Here is a 17,642-nt window from a genome sequence, read left to right as displayed (position 1 = left end):
GGGAGGAGTAGCGGGGATGAGCGAAAAAGTGTGATCGCTGCCGCCTAAAAATAGCGTTTTTTTATCGCACGCGGAGCTGTTAATGAAATGGCGTTTCGGTAATAAATTGTTTTACGGGCGCAGAGAACACCGCGAAATAATATTTTGCGCGCGACGACATCACCGCGTCGCTAATTGCGCCCTCATTTTACGCGGCCCATTAATATGGCCTCTTTCTCTGCGGAAAAATTGCCCGTTTTTACGCCGCTGCCCGCCGCGTCTGGGCTGAATTTATTCGGCACATAAATAGAACTGTGACATAGTGCAAATTCACAATCGTCAGATCCGGACATAGCTTGCAATATCTGCTCATCTGTCCGACCTTATTGAGATTAATTACGAAGCACAAAAAAAATCGCATCTCAGTTCTCCCTCACAGTGAAGTGATAACTATGTTGATTCCGTCCAAATTAAGTCGCCCGGTTCGTCTCGACCATACGGTGGTTCGCGAACGTCTGCTGGCGAAACTTTCCGGCGCCAACAATTATCGGCTTGCGCTGGTAACCAGCCCTGCGGGCTACGGCAAAACTACCCTCGTCTCGCAATGGGCGGCGGGGAAAAGCGACGTCGGCTGGTTCTCGCTCGATGAGGGGGACAATCAGCAGGAGCGCTTCGCCAGCTACTTTATCGCCGCGGTGCAGCAGGCCACCGGCGGGCATTGCGTCAGTAGCGAAGTGATGGCGCAAAAGCGCCAGTACGTCAGCCTGCCTTCACTCTTCTCGCAACTGTTTGTCGAACTGACAGAATGGCAGCGCCCGCTCTACCTGGTGATTGATGATTACCATCTGATTACTAACCCGGTGATCCACGATGCGATGCGCTTCTTCCTGCGCCATCAGCCGGAAAACCTGACCCTGATTGTGCTCTCGCGTAACCTCCCGCAGCTGGGGATTGCTAACCTGCGCGTACGCGAACAGCTGCTCGAAGTGGGTAGCCAACAGCTGGCCTTTACCCACCAGGAGGCGAAACAGTTTTTTGACTGCCGCCTGAATGCGCCGATCGAAGCGGCTGAAAGCAGCCGGCTGTGTGATGATGTCGCAGGCTGGGCCACGGCGCTGCAGCTGATCGCCCTCTCCGCGCGGCAAAATCACAGCGCACCACACCACTCCGCCCGCCGCCTCGCGGGTATTAACGCCAGCCACCTCTCCGATTATCTGGTCGATGAGGTGCTGGATAATGTCGATCCCACCACTCGCCACTTCCTGCTGAAGAGCGCCCTGCTCCGCTCGATGAACGATGCGCTGATCGTGCGCGTCACCGGCGAAGAGAACGGGCAGATGCGGCTGGAGGAGATTGAGCGTCAGGGGCTCTTTTTGCAACGCATGGATGACTCCGGCGAGTGGTTTAGCTACCACCCGCTGTTCGGCAGTTTCCTGCGCCAGCGCTGCCAGTGGGAACTGGCAACAGAGCTGCCTAATATTCACCGTGCGGCAGCCGAGAGCTGGATGGCGCAAGGCTTCCCGAGCGAAGCGATCCATCACGCGCTGGCGGCGGGCGACGGCGTCATGCTGCGCGATATTCTGCTTAATCACGCGTGGGGTTTGTTTAACCACAGTGAGCTGAGCCTGCTGGAGGAGTCGCTGAAAGCGCTGCCGTGGGAGAGCCTGCTGGAGAACCCGCGGTTGGTGCTGCTGCAGGCATGGCTGATGCAAAGCCAGCACCGCTATAGCGAAGTGAATACCCTGCTGGCACGCGCCGAGCAGGAGATGACGACCCAGATGGATGCCTCGCTGCACGGCGATTTCAACGCCCTGCGCGCCCAGGTGGCAATCAATGACGGCGATCCGGTGGAAGCGGAACGCCTGGCGATGGTGGCGCTCGACGAACTGCCGCTGGCTAACTACTACAGCCGGATTGTCGCCACGTCAGTGCATGGCGAAGTGCTGCACTGCAAAGGCGAGCTGGCCAACTCTCTGGCGGTGATGCAGCAAACCGAGCAGATGGCGCGCCGTCACGATGTCTGGCACTACGCGCTGTGGAGCCTGATCCAGCAGAGCGAAATTCTCTTTGCCCAGGGCTTTTTGCAGGCCGCGTGGGAGATGCAGGAGAAAGCTTTTGCGCTTATCCGCGAGCAGCACCTTGAACAGCTGCCGATGCATGAGTTTTTACTCCGCATTCGCGCCCAGCTGCTGTGGGCGTGGGCGCGGCTCGACGAAGCGGAAGCCGCCGCGCGTCAGGGTATGGAGGTGCTCTCTGCGCTGCAACCGCAGCAGCAGTTGCAGTGCCTGGCGCTGATTGTTCAGATCTCACTGGCACGCGGCGATCTGGATAACGCCCGCAGCCATCTGCACCGGCTGGAGAACCTGCTCGGCAATGGTCAGTATCACAGCGACTGGGTATCAAACGCCGATAAAGTGCGGATGATCTACTGGCAAATGATCGGGGACAAAAACGCCGCCGCGCAGTGGCTGCGCCAGACGCCGAAACCGGCCTTTGCGAATAATCACTTCCTGCAAAGTCAGTGGCGCAACATTGCCCGTGCGCAGATCCTGCTGGGGGATTTTGACCCGGCAGAGATGGTGCTGGAGGAGCTAAACGAAAACGCGCGCAGCCTGCGTCTGATGAGCGATATCAACCGCAACCTGCTGCTGCTCAACCAGCTTTACTGGCATGCCGGGCGCAAAAACGATGCCCAGCGCGTTCTGCTTGAAGCGCTGCAGCTCGCCAACCGCACGGGGTTTATCAGCCACTTTGTGATTGAGGGTGAGCCGATGGCGCAGCAGCTGCGCCAGCTCATTCAGCTCAACACGCTGCCGGAACTGGATCAGCACCGCGCCCAGCGCATTCTGCGCGAAATCAATCAACATCACCGACATAAATTCGCCCACTTTGATGAGAGCTTTGTCGAGCGCTTACTGACGCATCCGGAAGTGCCGGAGCTGATCCGCACCAGCCCGCTGACGCAGCGCGAGTGGCAGGTGCTGGGGCTCATCTATTCCGGATACAGTAACGAGCAGATCGCCGGCGAGCTGGCTGTCGCTGCGACGACCATCAAAACCCATATCCGCAACCTCTATCAGAAACTGGGCGTCGCCCACCGTCAGGATGCGGTGCAGCACGCCCAGCGGTTGCTGAAGATTATGGGCTACGGGGTATAGCGGTTAGCAGAGTTCCAGCTGCACGTTGTTGTGGCTGATCACCTGCATCACGCCTGCGGGCGGCATCACATCGGTGTAGACCGCATCGACAAGGCTGATGCTGCCCATATTGACCATCGCATTGCGGCCAAACTTCGAGTGATCGACCACCAGCATCACATGGCGCGAGTTCTCAATAATCGCGCGCTTGGTGCGCACTTCATGATAGTCAAACTCCAGCAGCGAGCCGTCAGCGTCAATGCCACTGATGCCCAGGATGCCGAAATCGAGACGGAACTGGGAGATAAAATCGAGGGTCGCTTCGCCAACGATACCGCCGTCGCGGCTGCGCAGTTCACCGCCCGCCAGAATGACGCGAAAATCTGACTTCTTCATCAACGTATTGGCGACGTTGAGGTTGTTAGTGACAATCCGCAGCTCGCTGTGGTCAAGCAGCGCATGGGCGACCGCTTCCGGCGTGGTGCCGATATCGATAAACAGCGTCGCGCCGTTGGGGATCTGCTCGGCAACGCGGCGGGCAATACGCTCTTTTTCCGCCGCCAGCGTCGTTTTACGGTCGTGCCACGAGGTGTTTTCCGAGCTTGAAGGCAGCGCCGCGCCGCCGTGGTGACGCAAAATTTTGTTCTGATCGGCCAGATCGTTCAGATCGCGGCGAATCGTCTGCGGGCTGACGGAGAACTGCTCGACCAGCTCTTCGGTACTGACATATCCCTGTTGTTTAACCAGCTCGATAATCGCGTCGTGACGCTGTGTCTGTTTCATGATGTATCCCTGGATAATTATGTTCGTTTTCGCACATTCTGCGAGTCCACCAGCGCCATCGCCAGGCCAATCACTATCCCTGCCGTATGCGCACCGCTGGCAATGGCGAAGCCGGTTAAGCCGAACCATTCCGCCACCATCAATAACACCGTAAAGATAAACAGGCCGTTCGGAAGCGCCACCTTCGGTTGTGGATCACGCACGCCGCGCAGCCAGACATAGCCAATCAGCGCGTAAACCACGCCGGATAAGCCGCCGAACCAGGGGCCGGTAAGCTGATGCTGCACAAAACCGCTCAGCAGCGCGCTAATCAGCGTAATCACCACCAGCTTGCCGCTGCCGAGCCGCTTCTCCACCGCGCCGCCAAGATACCACCACCAGAAGAGGTTAAAGAGGATGTGCAGCAGTGAAAAGTGCATGATCGCGTGGGTGAAATAGCGCCAGGCTTCAAAACGCAGGCTCTCATCCCACGGCCAGGCGAGCCACGCCATCACGACTTCATCACCCATCACGTTCATCAGCAGGAAGACGATAATGCAGAGCACGGAGATAGCAATGGTCAGTGGCCCGCCGCGCTCGCGCAGGGCGGCGGAGAGCGGGAAACGGCGATAGTGCAGACCGCTGTCAGTCTGCCCCGATTGCCAGCTCGCTGCCAGATAGCGCGGATCGGCAGGGTTTTCCAGAAAGCGCGCCAGCTCACTGCGCACACGTTCAGCCTGGCTTTCGTCCGCCAGCCAGATGTCGGTCTGCTCATGGTGCTGGATCGTCAGGATAACGCCCTGAGTCTGCATATAGTCGACAAACGCCTGGGCGACGCGGGGGTTAGCAAAAGAGGTAATCATCAACATGACGGGCGTCGCTTAGTCCATACAAAGAGAGACAGTATAGCGGAGAGTCGCGCTTCGCCTAAAGCGTGCCGTGCTCGACTTCTGCCGGGAAGTGGCGATGCCACGCATCGAAACCGCCGTCGACACTGTAGACCTCTTCATAACCCTGTTGCAGCAGGTATTGCGCGGCACCTTTACTGCTGTTGCCGTGATAGCACATCACCATCACCGGCGTGTCGAAATCGTTGTCGCGCATAAACGCGCCCAACGTGTCGTTAGTGAGGTGAAACGCGCCCGGCGTATGGCCCATCGCGAAACTCTGCGGATCGCGGATATCGACCAGCACGGCCTGCTGCTGCTGCAATTTCTGGTGGGTCTCTTCAACATTAATACATTCAAACTGATCCATGGCGTTCTCTTAATTGACACGAATTATGGCTAGGCTGCGACAAGTGTACGTCGTGACCCCGGTGAAGCGCCATTATGTTATGCATATCACTCTAAATTGTTTTTTTGATGTTACCAAAAGCGCGTTCCTTTGCTATTATGAGCGATATCGAACATTTTTGAGCTTTTACGAAAGTGCGTGAGGATAGCATGGAAACCAAAGATATGATTGTGATAGGCGGGGGCATTAACGGTGCCGGTATCGCGGTTGACGCCGCAGGGCGTGGTTTATCCGTGCTCATGCTTGAGGCCCAGGATCTCGCCTGCGCGACATCCAGCAACAGCTCTAAATTGATTCACGGTGGCCTGCGCTACCTTGAACACTATGAATTCCGCCTGGTGAGCGAAGCGCTCGCCGAACGTGAAGTGCTGCTGAAAATGGCACCGCATATTGCCTTTCCGATGCGTTTCCGCCTGCCGCACCGCCCTCACCTGCGCCCGGCGTGGATGATTCGTATCGGTCTGTTTATGTACGATCACCTCGGCAAACGTACCAGCCTGCCGGCGTCGAAAGGGTTGCGATTTGGCTCAGAATCGGTGCTGAAGCCGGAAATCGTGCGCGGATTCGAATATTCCGACTGCTGGGTCGATGATGCGCGCATGGTGCTCGCGAATGCGCAGATGGTTGAGCGTAAAGGCGGCAAAGTGATGACCCGCACCCGTGCCACCAGCGCGCGTCGTGAAAATGGCCTGTGGGTGGTGGAAGCGGAAGATATCGATACCGGCGAGAAGTTCAGCTGGAAAGCGCGCGGTCTGGTCAACGCTACCGGCCCGTGGGTAAAAGAGTTCTTTGATGACGGCATGAAACTGCCTTCGCCATACGGCATTCGCCTGATCAAAGGCAGCCATATTGTGGTGCCGCGCGCCCATGCACAGAAGCAGGCCTATATCCTCCAAAACGAAGATAAACGTATTGTCTTTGTGATCCCGTGGATGGATGAGTTCTCCATTATCGGCACCACCGACGTTGAGTACCACGGCGATCCGAAAAACGTGCAGATCGACGATGATGAGATCAACTACCTGCTCAACGTCTATAACGATCACTTTAAGAAACAGCTGACCCGTGACGATATCGCCTGGACCTACTCTGGCGTGCGCCCGCTCTGCGATGATGAATCGGATTCCCCGCAGGCGATCACCCGTGATTACACGCTCGATATTCACGACGAAAACGGTAAGGCGCCGCTGCTGTCGGTCTTCGGCGGGAAGCTCACCACTTATCGCAAGCTGGCGGAGCATGCGCTGGAAAAACTGACGCCGTACTATAAAGGCATCGGCCCGGCGTGGACCAAAGAGTGCGTTCTGCCCGGCGGCGATATCAACGGCGATCGTGATGATTACGCGGCGAAACTGCGTCGTCAATATCCGTTCATCAGCGAATCGCTGGCGCGCCACTATGCCCGTACCTATGGCAGCAACAGTGAACTGATTCTGTCAGGTATCACCAGCCTTGATGGCATGGGCGAGCACTTCGGCCATGAGCTGTATGAAGCCGAACTGCGTTACCTGGTGGAGCATGAGTGGGTGCGTCGCCTCGATGATGCCATCTGGCGTCGTACTAAACTTGGCATGTGGCTGAGTGAAGAGGAGCAGGCGCGCGTTGCTCAGTGGCTGACGCGCAATAACAAAGCGGAACTGTCGCTGGCATCTTAAGCGTTAACACAAAAACCCGGTGGCCTAAAACCACCGGGTTTTCTTTTGCCTTTAGCTCAGCAGCGTAAAGGCAATCATCCCGATAATCGCACCGGTGGTGCCGAGGATGGTTTCCATCATTGTCCAGGTTTTCAGGGTTTGCGCTTCTGTCGCGCCGGTAAAGCGGCCATAGAGCCAGAAACCGGCATCATTGACGTGACTTACGACAATCGAACCGCCCGCGATACAGATGGAGAGTGCCGCCATCTGCGCGCCGTTGAAGTGCAGCTGTTCAATGACTGGCATTACCAGCCCCACCGCGGTCAGACAGGCGACGGTCGCGGAACCCTGGATAATACGTACCGCAGCCGCCAGCACGAAGCAGGTCACGGCGATAGGTAAACCCATGCCGGTTAACGCTTCGCCGAGCGCCGGGCCGACGCCGGAATCGACCAGCACCTGTTTGAAGACGCCGCCTGCGCCAATCACCAGCAGAATAATCCCCGCCGGTTGCAGCGCCTGGCCGCAAATCTCCATCACCCGATCTTTTTCCATTCCCTGACGCACCGCCAGACCGTAAATCGCGACCAGGCAGGCAACCAGAATGGCGGTAAAGGGGTGACCGATAAACTCCATCCACTGATAAAGCGTGCTGCCTTCAGCCACGAAGCGCGCGGCGATGGTTTTCATCCCCACCAGCACCAGCGGCAGCAGGATCAGCGCAAGGCTGAAGCCAAACGACGGCATTTTACCTTCGCCGAGGTGCGGCTCGCTGACATCGTCCGGAATATGCAGCTCAACGTGGCGGCTGATAAAGTTGCCCCACAACGGCCCGGCGACCAGCATACCCGGGATCGCGGCGCAGAGGCCAATCAGGATCATCCAGCCGAAATCAGCATGCATCTGCGAGGCGAGCAGCATCGGCGCAGGCCCCGGCAGCAGGAATGCCGCCGCCGCCGCAACGCCCGCGAACAGCGGAATAACCAGTTTAACCAGGTTAGTACCGGTGTGGCGCGCCATTGAGAAGGCGACGCTTATCAGCAAGACAATCGCCACTTCGAAGAAGAGCGGCAAGGCACAAATCAGCCCCGCAAGACCAATTGCATAGTGCGCGCGGCTGTGGCCGAAGGAGTTAAGCATTTTGACGGCGATTTGATCCACCGCGCCGGTCTCATGCAGGATTTTGCCGAACATCGCGCCGAGTGCTACCACAATGGCGAGAAACCCGAGCGTACCGCCCATCCCCTTTTCCATGGTCTGCGCGATTTTCGTCAGCGGCATGCCGGAGAAGAGCCCGGCGCCAATCGAGACCACCATCAGCGCAACGAAAGCGTGCATTCGCGCTTTCATCACTAAAAACAGCAGCAGTAAAACAGAACCGACGGCGGTTAATACCAGCGTTAATGTACTCACTGCTCACGGCCTTTGGTTATTACTTCAATGGTGCTGGCGACCACACCGTCAAGCGGTTGATCAATATTTACCACCAGCACATCGCGTTCATCTTCGCCCGGCTCCTGCAACGTTTCGAACTGGGTGACCAGCATCTGCGTTTTGAAGAAGTGGCCTTTACGCGCTTTCAGGCGGCTTTCGATAACATCGAATTCGCCCTTCAGGTAGATGAAGGAGAGGTTAGGATTACCGGCGCGCAGCAGGTCGCGGTAGTGCTTTTTCAGCGCGGAGCAGACGATCAGCGACACTTTGTTGGTGCGCTGCATGGCGAAGGCAGCATCGTTCAGCGCCTGCAACCACGGTTTGCGGTCGTCGTCATTCAGCGGTTCGCCGGAGGCCATCTTATTAATGTTGCTTCGCGGATGGAGAAAGTCGCCGTCGAGAAACGCAGCTTTAAGCTGATACGCGACTTCGCTGGCAACCGCAGATTTGCCGCTGCCTGAAACGCCCATCAGAACGAAAACATGGTGATCAAGGTTTGTTGTGCTCAAAGGGTAGCCCCCACGGGTGCAAGAGTGAATTGTTACGGGTAACTGTTATCGGTAACATTGTCCTGCCGCGATCCCAGAGAAGCAATATCCACAGCGACCAGAGATAAATAAGTGTGAGCTACTTCAAATTTGTCAGACTAAATAGATCCACCCGGTGACAATGTGAAACCTAAATCTAACATTTTTGGCGTAACTACTTCACCACGGATACGCGCCAGCAGCCGTTCCGCACCGATGCGCCCCATGCGCTCACGCGGCGTCAGCACGCTTGCCAGACGCGGCTCCATCACCTGACCAATGTCATGCCCGTGGAACCCGGCAATTGCCATATCTTGTGGGATCTTCAGCCCCAGACGCTGGCACTCAAACGCGGCGCCGACGGCAAGGTCATCGTTTGTACAGAAAATCCCATCAAGCTGCGGATACTCGCGGCGTGCCTGGCGCATCAACTCAATGCCGGCGGTATAAGAGGAGGATTGTTCCACCATCACACTGTACGGCGTCAGCCCCGCATCCAGCATCGCCTGCTCGTACCCCTTCTGTTTGATGATAGTACGTTCATCCAGACGTGCACCGAGATAGGCGACCCGACGATGGCCGCGCACAAGAATGGCGCTTGTGATTTGCCGGGCGGCCTCGAAGTTATCAAAGCCAACGGCGATATCGAGGCAGGGGGATTTACTGTCCATCAATTCAACTACCGGGATGCCCGCCACTTCGATCATTTTCAGTGTGCGCGGGGTATGGGTGCGTTCGGTGAGGACTAAGCCATCAATATTCCAGGAGAGCATCGACTCCAGCCGCTCCTCCTCCATTTCCGCTTTGTAGCCATAGTGCGCCAGCATGGTCTGATAGCCGTGCGCATCGGTGACGCTTTCGATGCCGCGAAGCACTTCGGCGAAGACCTGGTTTGTCAAAGAGGGGAGAAGCACGCCAATGGCGCGGCTGGTGGCGTTGGAGAGAATATCGGGCGCGCGGTTGGGGATATAACCCAATTCATCAAGGGCGGCGGCGATTTTGCCGCGTAAAGCGATGGAAACCTGTTCCGGGTTACGCAAAAAACGGCTGACCGTCATTTTGGTCACGCCTACGCGATCGGCCACATCCTGTAGTACGGGTCTTTTCTTTTTCATCGCCCTGATAATTTACGCAAAAGTGAGGGGTGCGCAGTTTATCACGGACAATGCGCAATCTTGCGGTCAAAACCCCAGGATTGCGCGTTTATTTACGCCACATCACACCGGCGGCAGATCGAAGAGCAAGATTTCGCTATCGCTGTCGGCATGAACCGATATCGCCTGCTCATCCCAGATAGCAAGGCCATCGCTGGTGGTCGCTTTAGTGCCGTTAATGGTGACATCACCTTTTACTACCTGGATCCAGACGCGGCGCTCGGCGGCAATCTGATGGACAGAGTGCTCATCTTTCAGCAGCGCCCAGCGGTAAAGCTCCATATCTTGATGCACTTTCAGCGAACCGTCACGGGCGTCCGGGGAAAGCACCAGCTGTTTGCCCTGTGTGGCGTCAAACCGGCGCTGCTCGTAGCGCGGCTCAATACCGTTAGTTTCCGGGATGATCCAGATTTGGTACAGGCGCAGACGATCGGTTTTGCTCGGGTTGTACTCAGAGTGACGCACCCCGGTGCCGGCGCTCATGATCTGGAATTCGCCCGCCGGAACCTGCTCTTTGTTACCCATGCTGTCCTGGTGCTCTACCGCGCCTTCCAGCACATAAGTCAGGATCTCCATGTCTTTATGCGGATGGGTACCGAAGCCCTGCCCCGCATCAATAACGTCATCGTTAATCACGCGCAGCGCTGAAAAACCCATGAAGTTTGGATCGTAATAGTTAGCAAACGAGAAGGTGTGCCAGGAGTCGAGCCAGCCATGGTTAGCGTGTCCGCGATCATTTGCTTTGCGTAAGAAGATCATCTTGTTTACCCCGTCTGTTTTCGATGGAGTAAGTGTGGACGCAATCATGGCCCAATCATAGAGGGTGAAAATTGACTCCTCTGTTCAAAAAAAGTGAACAAGCCCAGAGGAGCCTTATTACCTTATTTCGCGAGGGTTATTGTCGCGGGTGATGCCTGCTCGAAGGCGCGTTCAAGCAGCTCAAGGTTAGTAAGAACGTCAGTTTCCTTGACGTAATTTTCTGCGCCGTTCGTCAGCGTTTCATAGAGCGCATCGTACACCCGGCCATAGTCCCCACTCTCGGGCGCAATCTCTTCACGCACCGTTTCGCCCGCGTCGTTGACATACTCCAGAATGCCCACGCTGTCATCTGCGGCAAAGCCCGCGTCGCCAGGCATGATATTGGCTTTCAGGCTGGTCTCCTGCTGATCGACGCCATATTTAATGAACGAGCCTTTACGACCATGAACGATAAATTTCGGGTAATCGATTTTGACCAGGTGGCTGGTTTTCACAATCGCTTTCAGATCGCCATAGAAAAGCTGCGCTTCGAACGTATCGTCCGGGTTAGCTTTATTGCGCAGGCTGCGGATGTCATATGCAGCATGATCAGGGCGACCATACAGCGAGATGATCTGATCCATGGTATGCACGCCGAGGCCATAAAACGATCCATCCTGCGGCAGGCCGGGCTTGGTTTCCGCTTCCGGGCGGTAGTAGTCAAAATGGCTTTCGATCTCAACAATCTCGCCCAGTTTGCCGCTCTCAATCACCTTTTTGGTGGTGAGGAAGCAGGAGTCAAAACGGCGGTTTTGATAGGGCGTCACCGTCAGGCCTTTGCTTTTCGCCAGCTCAAACAGCGTGACCGCCTCAGCGATTGTCGGTGTGAACGGTTTCTCGACCAGCACATTTTTGCCGGCTTCCAGCGCGCGTTTCGCATAGTCGAAATGGCTATCGGCATGGGTGCAGACAATCACCAGTTTGACCTGCGGATCGTTAAGCACCTCGTCCAGGTCGCTGGTGAAGTGAATGTGCTGATAATCGGGGTGTTGCTCCTGCGGCTTTGGGTGGCGGCGGAAGATATGCGCCACGTGCCAGCTGGCTTTACGGTTGAGAACATAAGGCAGGTGATACCGGGTGGTGCTTTTACCAAATCCAATAAATGCGCAATGTAGAGTCATCATGTCGTCCTTTGCAAAATATCTCTCTTTACCTTAGACCAGGCACGGCGAGAGCCAAAACCAGAAGCCTCTATTTATCGATTATTGTTATGCTTCTGAGTTATTTATAAATTCCGATTTTTCTTCCACGCACTTGATTGCCCCCCCTAATTCCCGCATAAAACATGCGGCAATCCTTTTGCCCCTTTCATAAGTCAGAAGCACCCACTACGCAGGGAGTTGCGCGCAATACAGCATGGATAAGCACTACTGGTATTTCAATCTCGCTCTTGCTTTTTGGGCCTTCGCGCTGGGGAGCTGGTGCGTTGACGCACGGCTCTGGGCACAGGTTGCGGCATCGCTAACGCTTCTCGGCTTCTTCTTACATTTTGTACAACATCAGGTTAACGCTATGTTTGGTAAAGAGAAAACCCCAAAAACGCCTCCACTACAACCGATTGCAGCCTCACTGATTAACGAAAAAGAGACGCTGCGCGATGAGAAGCAGAGCACGGTTGTTGCCAGCGGCACCACCTTTGTCGGCAATATTACGTCGAACGGACAAGTGCATATTTACGGCACGCTTACCGGCAATATCGAAGCGAAAGACAACATTATTCGCATTATGCGTAACGGGGTGGTTGAAGGTAATCTCGTCTGCCGCGAACTCTTTATCGATGGCACGGTGAATGGCGAGTGCAGCAGCGAAACGCTGAATATCGAAGAGAATGGCAATATCAACGGCACGTTGACCTACAGCGCGCTGACCATCAAGAAAGGCGGCACCTTCTCAGGGCAGGCGAAGCTCACCGCGCCGATTGCGAAATTTGGCGTTGAGAAAGAGAAGAAGCGAGCCGCTGAATAACAGGTAAAAAAAAGCCAGCACCCGGCTGGCTAAGAAATACTGGAAGCAATGTGAGCAATGTCGTGCTTTCAGGATTACCGTACGGTTTCCCTGAACGCATGGCAATAATAATCATTATCATTCGCACTTGTCTACCCCCTTTGGCAAAAAATGGCAGTTGACGCTTCGCCAGAAAGACCGGAAGGTGAAAGCTAACCCACCCAACAGGAGAAGCAGGATGAGCGAGATAGTGATACGCCACGCTGAAATGCACGATGTCGAGCCGTTACGACAGATTTATGCGCAGCCCGAGGTGTATCAAAACCTACTCCAGCTACCTCATCCCTCTTCCGATCACTGGCATAAACGCTTAACCCCGCAGCCGGGCCGCCGGGATCTGATTGCCACGCTTGATGAGCAGGTGGCTGGCCATCTCGGTTTAATGGTTGAGCAAAACCCGCGCCGCAGTCACGTCGCCAGCTTTGGCATTATGGTTGCGCCACAATTTCATAACCGCGGCGTCGCCAGCGCGTTAATTCAGGAGATGGTGCACCTGTGTGACAACTGGCTGCGTATCGATCGCATTGAATTGTCGGTATATGCCGATAACGCGCCAGCGCTGGCGGTTTACCGTAAGTTTGGTTTCGAAGTGGAAGGTACGGCGAAACGCCATTCATTACGTAACGGCGAGTATGTCGATTCGTACTATATGGCGCGCATGAAGCGCTAAAACGATCCCTCTCCCGGGCGGGAGAGGGATATTTCATTAATATCCTGCGGTTAAATCGTCTACCGAGCGCGGATCGGAAGCCCCATACAGCGTGCCATCCGGTCCAACCATAATGCTCTGCGTACTGCCCATCGATGCTTTTACGGCCACTTTCTGCCCCTTCTGCTCCAGCAGTTTCAGGGTGTCAGGGCTGAAGCCCTTCTCGACACGCAGTTCATCCGGTAACCACTGATGATGGAAACGCGGCGCATTGGTCGCTTCGGCGACATTCATCCCGTAATCGATGGTGTTCACCACCATTTGCAGCACAGTCGTAATAATCCGGCTGCCGCCAGGGCTGCCAGTCACCAGCCAGGTTTTGCCATCTTTCAGCACAATGGTCGGCGACATTGAGGAGAGCGGACGTTTGCCCGGCCCGATAGCGTTAGCATCGCCCCCCACCAGACCATAGACATTTGGCACGCCCGGTTTGGCTGAGAAGTCATCCATCTCGTTGTTCATCAGAATGCCGGTATTGCCGGCAACAATGCCGCTACCAAACACGGTATTCAGCGTATAGGTCACCGCAACGGCGTTACCCTCTTTATCTACTACCGAGAAGTGCGTGGTCTGGTTACTCTCGTAAGGTTCCAGTTTACCGGGGCGGATCTGGCTGGAAGGACGCGCTTTATTGACATCAATCTGCTCAGCAATCGATTTGGCGTACGCTTTGCTGGTCAGCGCCTGCCACGGCACCTTCACAAAATCGGGGTCGCCGAGGTATTCAGAGCGGTCGGCATAGGCATATTTTTCCGCTTCTGCCATCACCTGTATCGCATCGGCGCTGCCGAAACCATATTTCGCCAGGTCGAAATTTTCCAGAATGTTGAGGATCTGAATGATATGGATCCCGCCAGAGGAGGGTGGCGGCATGGAATAGACCTGATAACCGCGGTAGTCGCCGCTCACCGGCGTACGCTCGACAGCTTTATAATTCGCCAGATCCTCTTTGGTGATCAGCCCGCCATTTTTGCTCATCTCCTGGGCGATTTGCTCTGCCGTTGTGCCCTTATAGAAACCATCAGGCCCCTTTTCAGCAATCAGTTCGAGGCTTTTTGCGAGATTCGCCTGTACCAGCTTGTCGCCCTTCTTCAGCGGCTCGCCCTCTTTCCAGAAGATCGCTTTGCTGGTGTCGTGGTTCGGTAGCACTTCACTGCCGTAGGTTTTGAGATCGTCTGCCAGCGCATCGTTAACCGTAAAGCCCTGCTTCGCCAGTTTGATGGCAGGTTGCACCACCTTTTTCAGCGGCAGCGAGCCGTACTTCTCCAGCGCCAGTGAGAAGCCCGCGACCGTGCCAGGCGTGCCGGAAGCGAGATGTGAAGTGAGTGATTTTTTGCTGTCCGGGTTGCCCTGCTCATCAAGGAACATATCGCGCGTGGCGGCTGCGGGTGCCATTTCGCGGAAATCGATCGCCGTGACCTTGCCCTCTTTGGTGCGGATCATCATAAACCCGCCGCCGCCCAGGTTGCCGGCCTGCGGATGGGTCACCGCCAGCGCATAACCTACCGCAACCGCCGCATCGATCGCATTCCCCCCCTCTTTAAGGATCTCCACCCCCACCCGGGTCGCGGCCTCATCCACCGAGGCGACCATCCCCTGATGGGCTACTACCGGATGAAAGACATCGGCTTCTACCCCATACGAAACGGGGGCTGGCGCGGGTGCCTGAGCCGGTGGCGGCGCAGCGCCGACACTGAAACATGCTCCCGCCGTCAGCGCGGCAATTGCCGCCCAACGCGCAAACTGCTGTTTGATCATCGTCGTTCTCCACAAAGAAGGGCTACAGTTCCCGCTTAAGTCTGGTTCACAATGCGCAAAAAATCATGGTCATGCAGGAATGCGACTAAACTTAGGGGCAGGCCTCAACGGGAGGAGATGAAAATGAAACGCCTTGTGATTGTGGCAGCCCTGCTGCCTTTTACCGCTTTCGCACAGCCGCTTAACCCGACAAATAACCCGAACCAACCGGGGTATGTCGTGCCCAGCCAGCAGCGGATGCAGACGCAAATGCTCAACCAGCAACAGCAGCAGCAAGGGTTACTGAAACAGCAGCAGCAGACACAGAGCCGCCAGCAGCAGCAGAACCTGCAAATGCAGATGAACGATAACTCACAGCGAATAAGGCAGGCTCAGCCGGGGGAGCTCGACCCCGCCCACCAGCAAGTGCTCCCCAACAGCAACGGCGGGATGTTGAGCCAGGGCAGCAGTAACGGTGGCGGGATGCTAAGCCAGCAGAGCAGTAAAGAGGCAGGAGTGTTAAGTCAGGAAAGCAGTAACGGCGGCGGGATGCTACGTCCGCAAAACAGCGCCAGCGGTTCAGCTCTGCAGCAGCCGCATATGCTGCCGCAGACCCAAATGCAAAGCGGCGGTATGCTGCACAGCACACCGCCTACGCCTTAAGCGCCGAAGTGGGGCCCGATAGCGTCGATATTGTCCGTGCAGATGCAATCGACGCCCCACGCCAGCAACTCCGCCGCGCGCGCCGGCTGATTCACCGTATAAACCAGAATGCGCAGCCCGACGTCGCGCAGCATGCGGACGCGCGCCTCATCAAGCAGTTTGTGGTTGAGATGAATAGAGGTGCAGGCCAGGCGGTCAGTCACCTCCTGCCAGTCATCGCGCCAGGCATCCAGCAGCAGACCGCGCGGCAGTTCGGGAGCGGCCTGCTGCGCCGCTTCCAGCGCATCAATCTCAAACGAAGAGAGCAGCGGCGGCGTCATCTCTGACCACAACGCGCGGGCAGCAAGCGCAACCGCTTTGCCCGTCAGCGTGCCGGTTCCGGTTGTCGGTTTGATTTCGATGTTCGCCATCATGCCATGCTGCTGGCAGCGCTGCGCCACCTCAGACAGCAGCGGCAGCGGTTCGCCTTTAAACTTGCTGCTGTACCAGCTCCCGGCATCGACTTTCAGCAAATCGCTCCATGCCAGCTCACCCGCCACGCCCCAGCCATTGCTTGTGCGCTCCAGGTTATCGTCATGCAGTAGGAAGATCTGCCCATCTTTTGACAGCTTGGCGTCAAATTCGATCATTGTGTGGCCATATCTGGCGCCGACATCGATCGCCGCCAGGGTGTTTTCCGGGGCCAGTTTGCCACCGCCGCGATGGGCGACGATGCGGGGATAGGGCCAGTTATTCATACGCGTTGTCCTGTTTCACCATCGAATAAGTGCAGGTGATGTTCCGCCAGATGGAGCCACAGCGTACTACCAGGTGCCGGGCGCTCCTGATGCGACAGACGCGCCACCAGTTTTTGCTCGCCCCAGCGACCATGGGCCAGGTTATCTGCACCGAGCATCTCCAGCGTATCCATCACCAGCGGTACGCCGCCTGCGGCTTGTGAGCTTAGCGCAATATGCTCCGGGCGGATACCCAGCGTCATTTTCCGCCCGGCATAGCCGCGGTAGTGCCAGTTAATCGGCAACGCCATGCCGCTTGCCAGCTCAAAGTGCGTACCGCTCTGGCTGATACGTCCCTCCAGTAAATTCATCGCCGGACTGCCGATAAAGCTCGCAACAAAACGGCTGGCCGGTTTCTCATACACCTCAACCGGCGTACCGATCTGCTCGGCAACGCCCTTGTTCATTACCATCACGCGCTGCGCCAGCGTCATCGCTTCTACCTGATCGTGGGTGACATAGAGTGAGGTAGTGTTGAGGCGACGATGCAACTGCTGCAACTCAAGACGCATCTGCACGCGCAGCTTGGCATCAAGGTTGGAGAGCGGCTCATCAAAGAGGAAAACCGCCGGATCGCGCACAATAGCGCGGCCCATCGCCACGCGCTGGCGCTGACCGCCGGAGAGTTCACGCGGTCGACGCTTTAGCAGACCTTCGAGCTCCAGAATACGCGCCGCTTCGGCCACGCGTCCGGCGATATGCGCTTTGCCCATACCGCGGATTTTGAGCCCCCAGGCCATGTTCTCTTCCACACTCATGTGCGGATAAAGTGCATAGTTCTGGAACACCATCGCGATACCGCGATCTTTCGGCTCTGTCTCGGTGACGCGCTGGCGGTCAATCCAGATATCGCCGCCGGAGACGCGCTCCAGACCGGCAACCATACGCAGTAGCGTCGACTTTCCGCAGCCAGATGGACCCACCATGACAATAAATTCGCCATCGGCAACATCCAGTGTCAGCGGCTCAATCACCCGGCTTTTGCCGCCGTCCCAACTTTTTGTCACTGCCTGTAATTTTAGAGATGACATC

General features: G+C 56.4%; 16 protein-coding genes. 5 read left to right on the top strand and 11 right to left on the bottom strand.

Annotation, left to right across the window (positions count from 1 at the left end):
- Positions 1-431: 431 nt before the first annotated feature.
- The gene (gene malT / locus PU683_RS02415) at positions 432-3,137 is read left to right on the top strand and encodes an HTH-type transcriptional regulator MalT (protein WP_277169937.1); all 2,706 of its coding nucleotides are present in this window, start codon (positions 432-434) and stop codon (positions 3,135-3,137) included.
- 3 nt (positions 3,138-3,140) lie between these two features.
- On the opposite strand, the gene PU683_RS02410 is transcribed toward malT, so the two are convergent.
- Genes PU683_RS02410 through glpE form a run of 3 tightly spaced genes read right to left on the bottom strand, consistent with a single transcriptional unit; the run spans position 3,141 to position 5,135 of the window.
- On the bottom strand, positions 3,141-3,899 hold the full coding sequence (locus tag PU683_RS02410; RefSeq protein ID WP_277169936.1) for a DeoR/GlpR family transcriptional regulator: 759 nt from the start codon (positions 3,897-3,899) through the stop codon (positions 3,141-3,143).
- Between the two features lie 17 nt (positions 3,900-3,916).
- Complete coding sequence (gene glpG, locus PU683_RS02405) at positions 3,917-4,747, bottom strand: rhomboid family intramembrane serine protease GlpG (RefSeq protein WP_277169935.1); 831 nt, start codon at positions 4,745-4,747, stop codon at positions 3,917-3,919.
- Positions 4,748-4,805: 58 nt separating this feature from the next.
- Positions 4,806-5,135, bottom strand: a complete 330-nt coding sequence (glpE, locus tag PU683_RS02400; protein WP_054802635.1) for a thiosulfate sulfurtransferase GlpE — start codon at positions 5,133-5,135, stop codon at positions 4,806-4,808.
- Positions 5,136-5,323: 188 nt separating this feature from the next.
- On the opposite strand from glpE, the gene glpD reads away from it, so the two are divergent.
- Positions 5,324-6,829, top strand: coding sequence for a glycerol-3-phosphate dehydrogenase (gene glpD, locus PU683_RS02395; RefSeq protein ID WP_277169934.1), 1,506 nt, complete (start codon positions 5,324-5,326; stop codon positions 6,827-6,829).
- Between the two features lie 51 nt (positions 6,830-6,880).
- Here glpD and gntU read toward each other — a convergent pair whose 3' ends face one another.
- The 5 genes from gntU to PU683_RS02370 all read right to left on the bottom strand — a co-directional run bounded on the left by gntU (position 6,881) and on the right by PU683_RS02370 (position 11,842).
- Positions 6,881-8,221, bottom strand: a complete 1,341-nt coding sequence (gntU, locus tag PU683_RS02390) for a gluconate transporter (protein WP_277169933.1) — start codon at positions 8,219-8,221, stop codon at positions 6,881-6,883.
- The gene (gene gntK, locus PU683_RS02385; RefSeq protein WP_034814182.1) at positions 8,218-8,751 is read right to left on the bottom strand and encodes a gluconokinase; all 534 of its coding nucleotides are present in this window, start codon (positions 8,749-8,751) and stop codon (positions 8,218-8,220) included. Before gntK ends, gntU begins: the two co-directional genes overlap by 4 nt.
- Positions 8,752-8,888: 137 nt before the next feature.
- On the bottom strand, positions 8,889-9,884 hold the full coding sequence (gene gntR, locus PU683_RS02380) for a gluconate operon transcriptional repressor GntR (RefSeq protein ID WP_277169932.1): 996 nt from the start codon (positions 9,882-9,884) through the stop codon (positions 8,889-8,891).
- A 102-nt stretch (positions 9,885-9,986) separates the two neighbouring features.
- Positions 9,987-10,682: a pirin family protein gene (locus PU683_RS02375; protein ID WP_277169931.1), complete on the bottom strand. Its 696-nt coding sequence runs from the start codon at positions 10,680-10,682 to the stop codon at positions 9,987-9,989.
- Positions 10,683-10,804: 122 nt separating this feature from the next.
- Positions 10,805-11,842, bottom strand: coding sequence for an oxidoreductase (locus PU683_RS02370; RefSeq protein WP_277170477.1), 1,038 nt, complete (start codon positions 11,840-11,842; stop codon positions 10,805-10,807).
- 235 nt (positions 11,843-12,077) lie between these two features.
- Here PU683_RS02370 and PU683_RS02365 point away from each other — a divergent pair, with 235 nt between their 5' ends.
- Together PU683_RS02365 and yhhY are read left to right on the top strand one after the other, a co-directional pair.
- Positions 12,078-12,686: a bactofilin family protein gene (locus PU683_RS02365; protein ID WP_277169930.1), complete on the top strand. Its 609-nt coding sequence runs from the start codon at positions 12,078-12,080 to the stop codon at positions 12,684-12,686.
- A gap of 217 nt (positions 12,687-12,903) precedes the next feature.
- Complete coding sequence (yhhY, locus tag PU683_RS02360) at positions 12,904-13,395, top strand: N-acetyltransferase (RefSeq protein WP_277169929.1); 492 nt, start codon at positions 12,904-12,906, stop codon at positions 13,393-13,395.
- A 36-nt stretch (positions 13,396-13,431) separates the two neighbouring features.
- Here the strand turns inward: yhhY and ggt are convergent, their stop codons facing one another.
- Positions 13,432-15,192 carry a gamma-glutamyltransferase gene (ggt, locus tag PU683_RS02355; RefSeq protein WP_277169928.1) on the bottom strand — a complete coding sequence of 587 codons (1,761 nt, stop codon included), beginning with the start codon at positions 15,190-15,192 and terminating at the stop codon, positions 13,432-13,434.
- Between the two features lie 123 nt (positions 15,193-15,315).
- Here ggt and PU683_RS02350 point away from each other — a divergent pair, with 123 nt between their 5' ends.
- The gene (locus tag PU683_RS02350; RefSeq protein WP_277169927.1) at positions 15,316-15,834 is read left to right on the top strand and encodes a DUF2756 family protein; all 519 of its coding nucleotides are present in this window, start codon (positions 15,316-15,318) and stop codon (positions 15,832-15,834) included.
- On the opposite strand, the gene ugpQ is transcribed toward PU683_RS02350, so the two are convergent.
- Positions 15,831-16,571, bottom strand: coding sequence for a glycerophosphodiester phosphodiesterase (ugpQ, locus tag PU683_RS02345; protein WP_277169926.1), 741 nt, complete (start codon positions 16,569-16,571; stop codon positions 15,831-15,833). The two genes, PU683_RS02350 and ugpQ, sit on opposite strands and share 4 nt — an antisense overlap.
- Entirely contained in the window at positions 16,568-17,641 is a 1,074-nt protein-coding gene (locus PU683_RS02340) for a sn-glycerol-3-phosphate import ATP-binding protein UgpC (protein WP_277169925.1), read from the bottom strand. Before PU683_RS02340 ends, ugpQ begins: the two co-directional genes overlap by 4 nt.
- Position 17,642 lies beyond the last annotated feature (1 nt).

Origin of the sequence: Candidatus Kosakonia sp. 282A-S69 (assembly GCF_029433855.1) — a bacterium.
Lineage (GTDB): Bacteria > Pseudomonadota > Gammaproteobacteria > Enterobacterales > Enterobacteriaceae > Kosakonia > Kosakonia cowanii_A.
The sequence above is the reverse complement of the archived record's forward strand: the minus strand, read 5'-3'. Positions and strand labels throughout refer to the sequence as shown.

Coding starts and splice junctions, on each gene's coding strand:
- PU683_RS02370 (WP_277170477.1), bottom strand. CDS start 11,842: ATGACTCTACATTGCGCATTTATTGGATTTGGTAAAAGCACCACCCGG.
- ugpQ (WP_277169926.1), bottom strand. CDS start 16,571: ATGAATAACTGGCCCTATCCCCGCATCGTCGCCCATCGCGGCGGTGGC.
- PU683_RS02375 (WP_277169931.1), bottom strand. CDS start 10,682: ATGATCTTCTTACGCAAAGCAAATGATCGCGGACACGCTAACCATGGC.
- yhhY (WP_277169929.1), top strand. CDS start 12,904: ATGAGCGAGATAGTGATACGCCACGCTGAAATGCACGATGTCGAGCCG.
- ggt (WP_277169928.1), bottom strand. CDS start 15,192: ATGATCAAACAGCAGTTTGCGCGTTGGGCGGCAATTGCCGCGCTGACG.
- glpG (WP_277169935.1), bottom strand. CDS start 4,747: ATGTTGATGATTACCTCTTTTGCTAACCCCCGCGTCGCCCAGGCGTTT.
- PU683_RS02365 (WP_277169930.1), top strand. CDS start 12,078: ATGGATAAGCACTACTGGTATTTCAATCTCGCTCTTGCTTTTTGGGCC.
- glpD (WP_277169934.1), top strand. CDS start 5,324: ATGGAAACCAAAGATATGATTGTGATAGGCGGGGGCATTAACGGTGCC.
- PU683_RS02350 (WP_277169927.1), top strand. CDS start 15,316: ATGAAACGCCTTGTGATTGTGGCAGCCCTGCTGCCTTTTACCGCTTTC.
- PU683_RS02340 (WP_277169925.1), bottom strand. CDS start 17,641: ATGTCATCTCTAAAATTACAGGCAGTGACAAAAAGTTGGGACGGCGGC.
- PU683_RS02410 (WP_277169936.1), bottom strand. CDS start 3,899: ATGAAACAGACACAGCGTCACGACGCGATTATCGAGCTGGTTAAACAA.
- malT (WP_277169937.1), top strand. CDS start 432: ATGTTGATTCCGTCCAAATTAAGTCGCCCGGTTCGTCTCGACCATACG.
- glpE (WP_054802635.1), bottom strand. CDS start 5,135: ATGGATCAGTTTGAATGTATTAATGTTGAAGAGACCCACCAGAAATTG.
- gntR (WP_277169932.1), bottom strand. CDS start 9,884: ATGAAAAAGAAAAGACCCGTACTACAGGATGTGGCCGATCGCGTAGGC.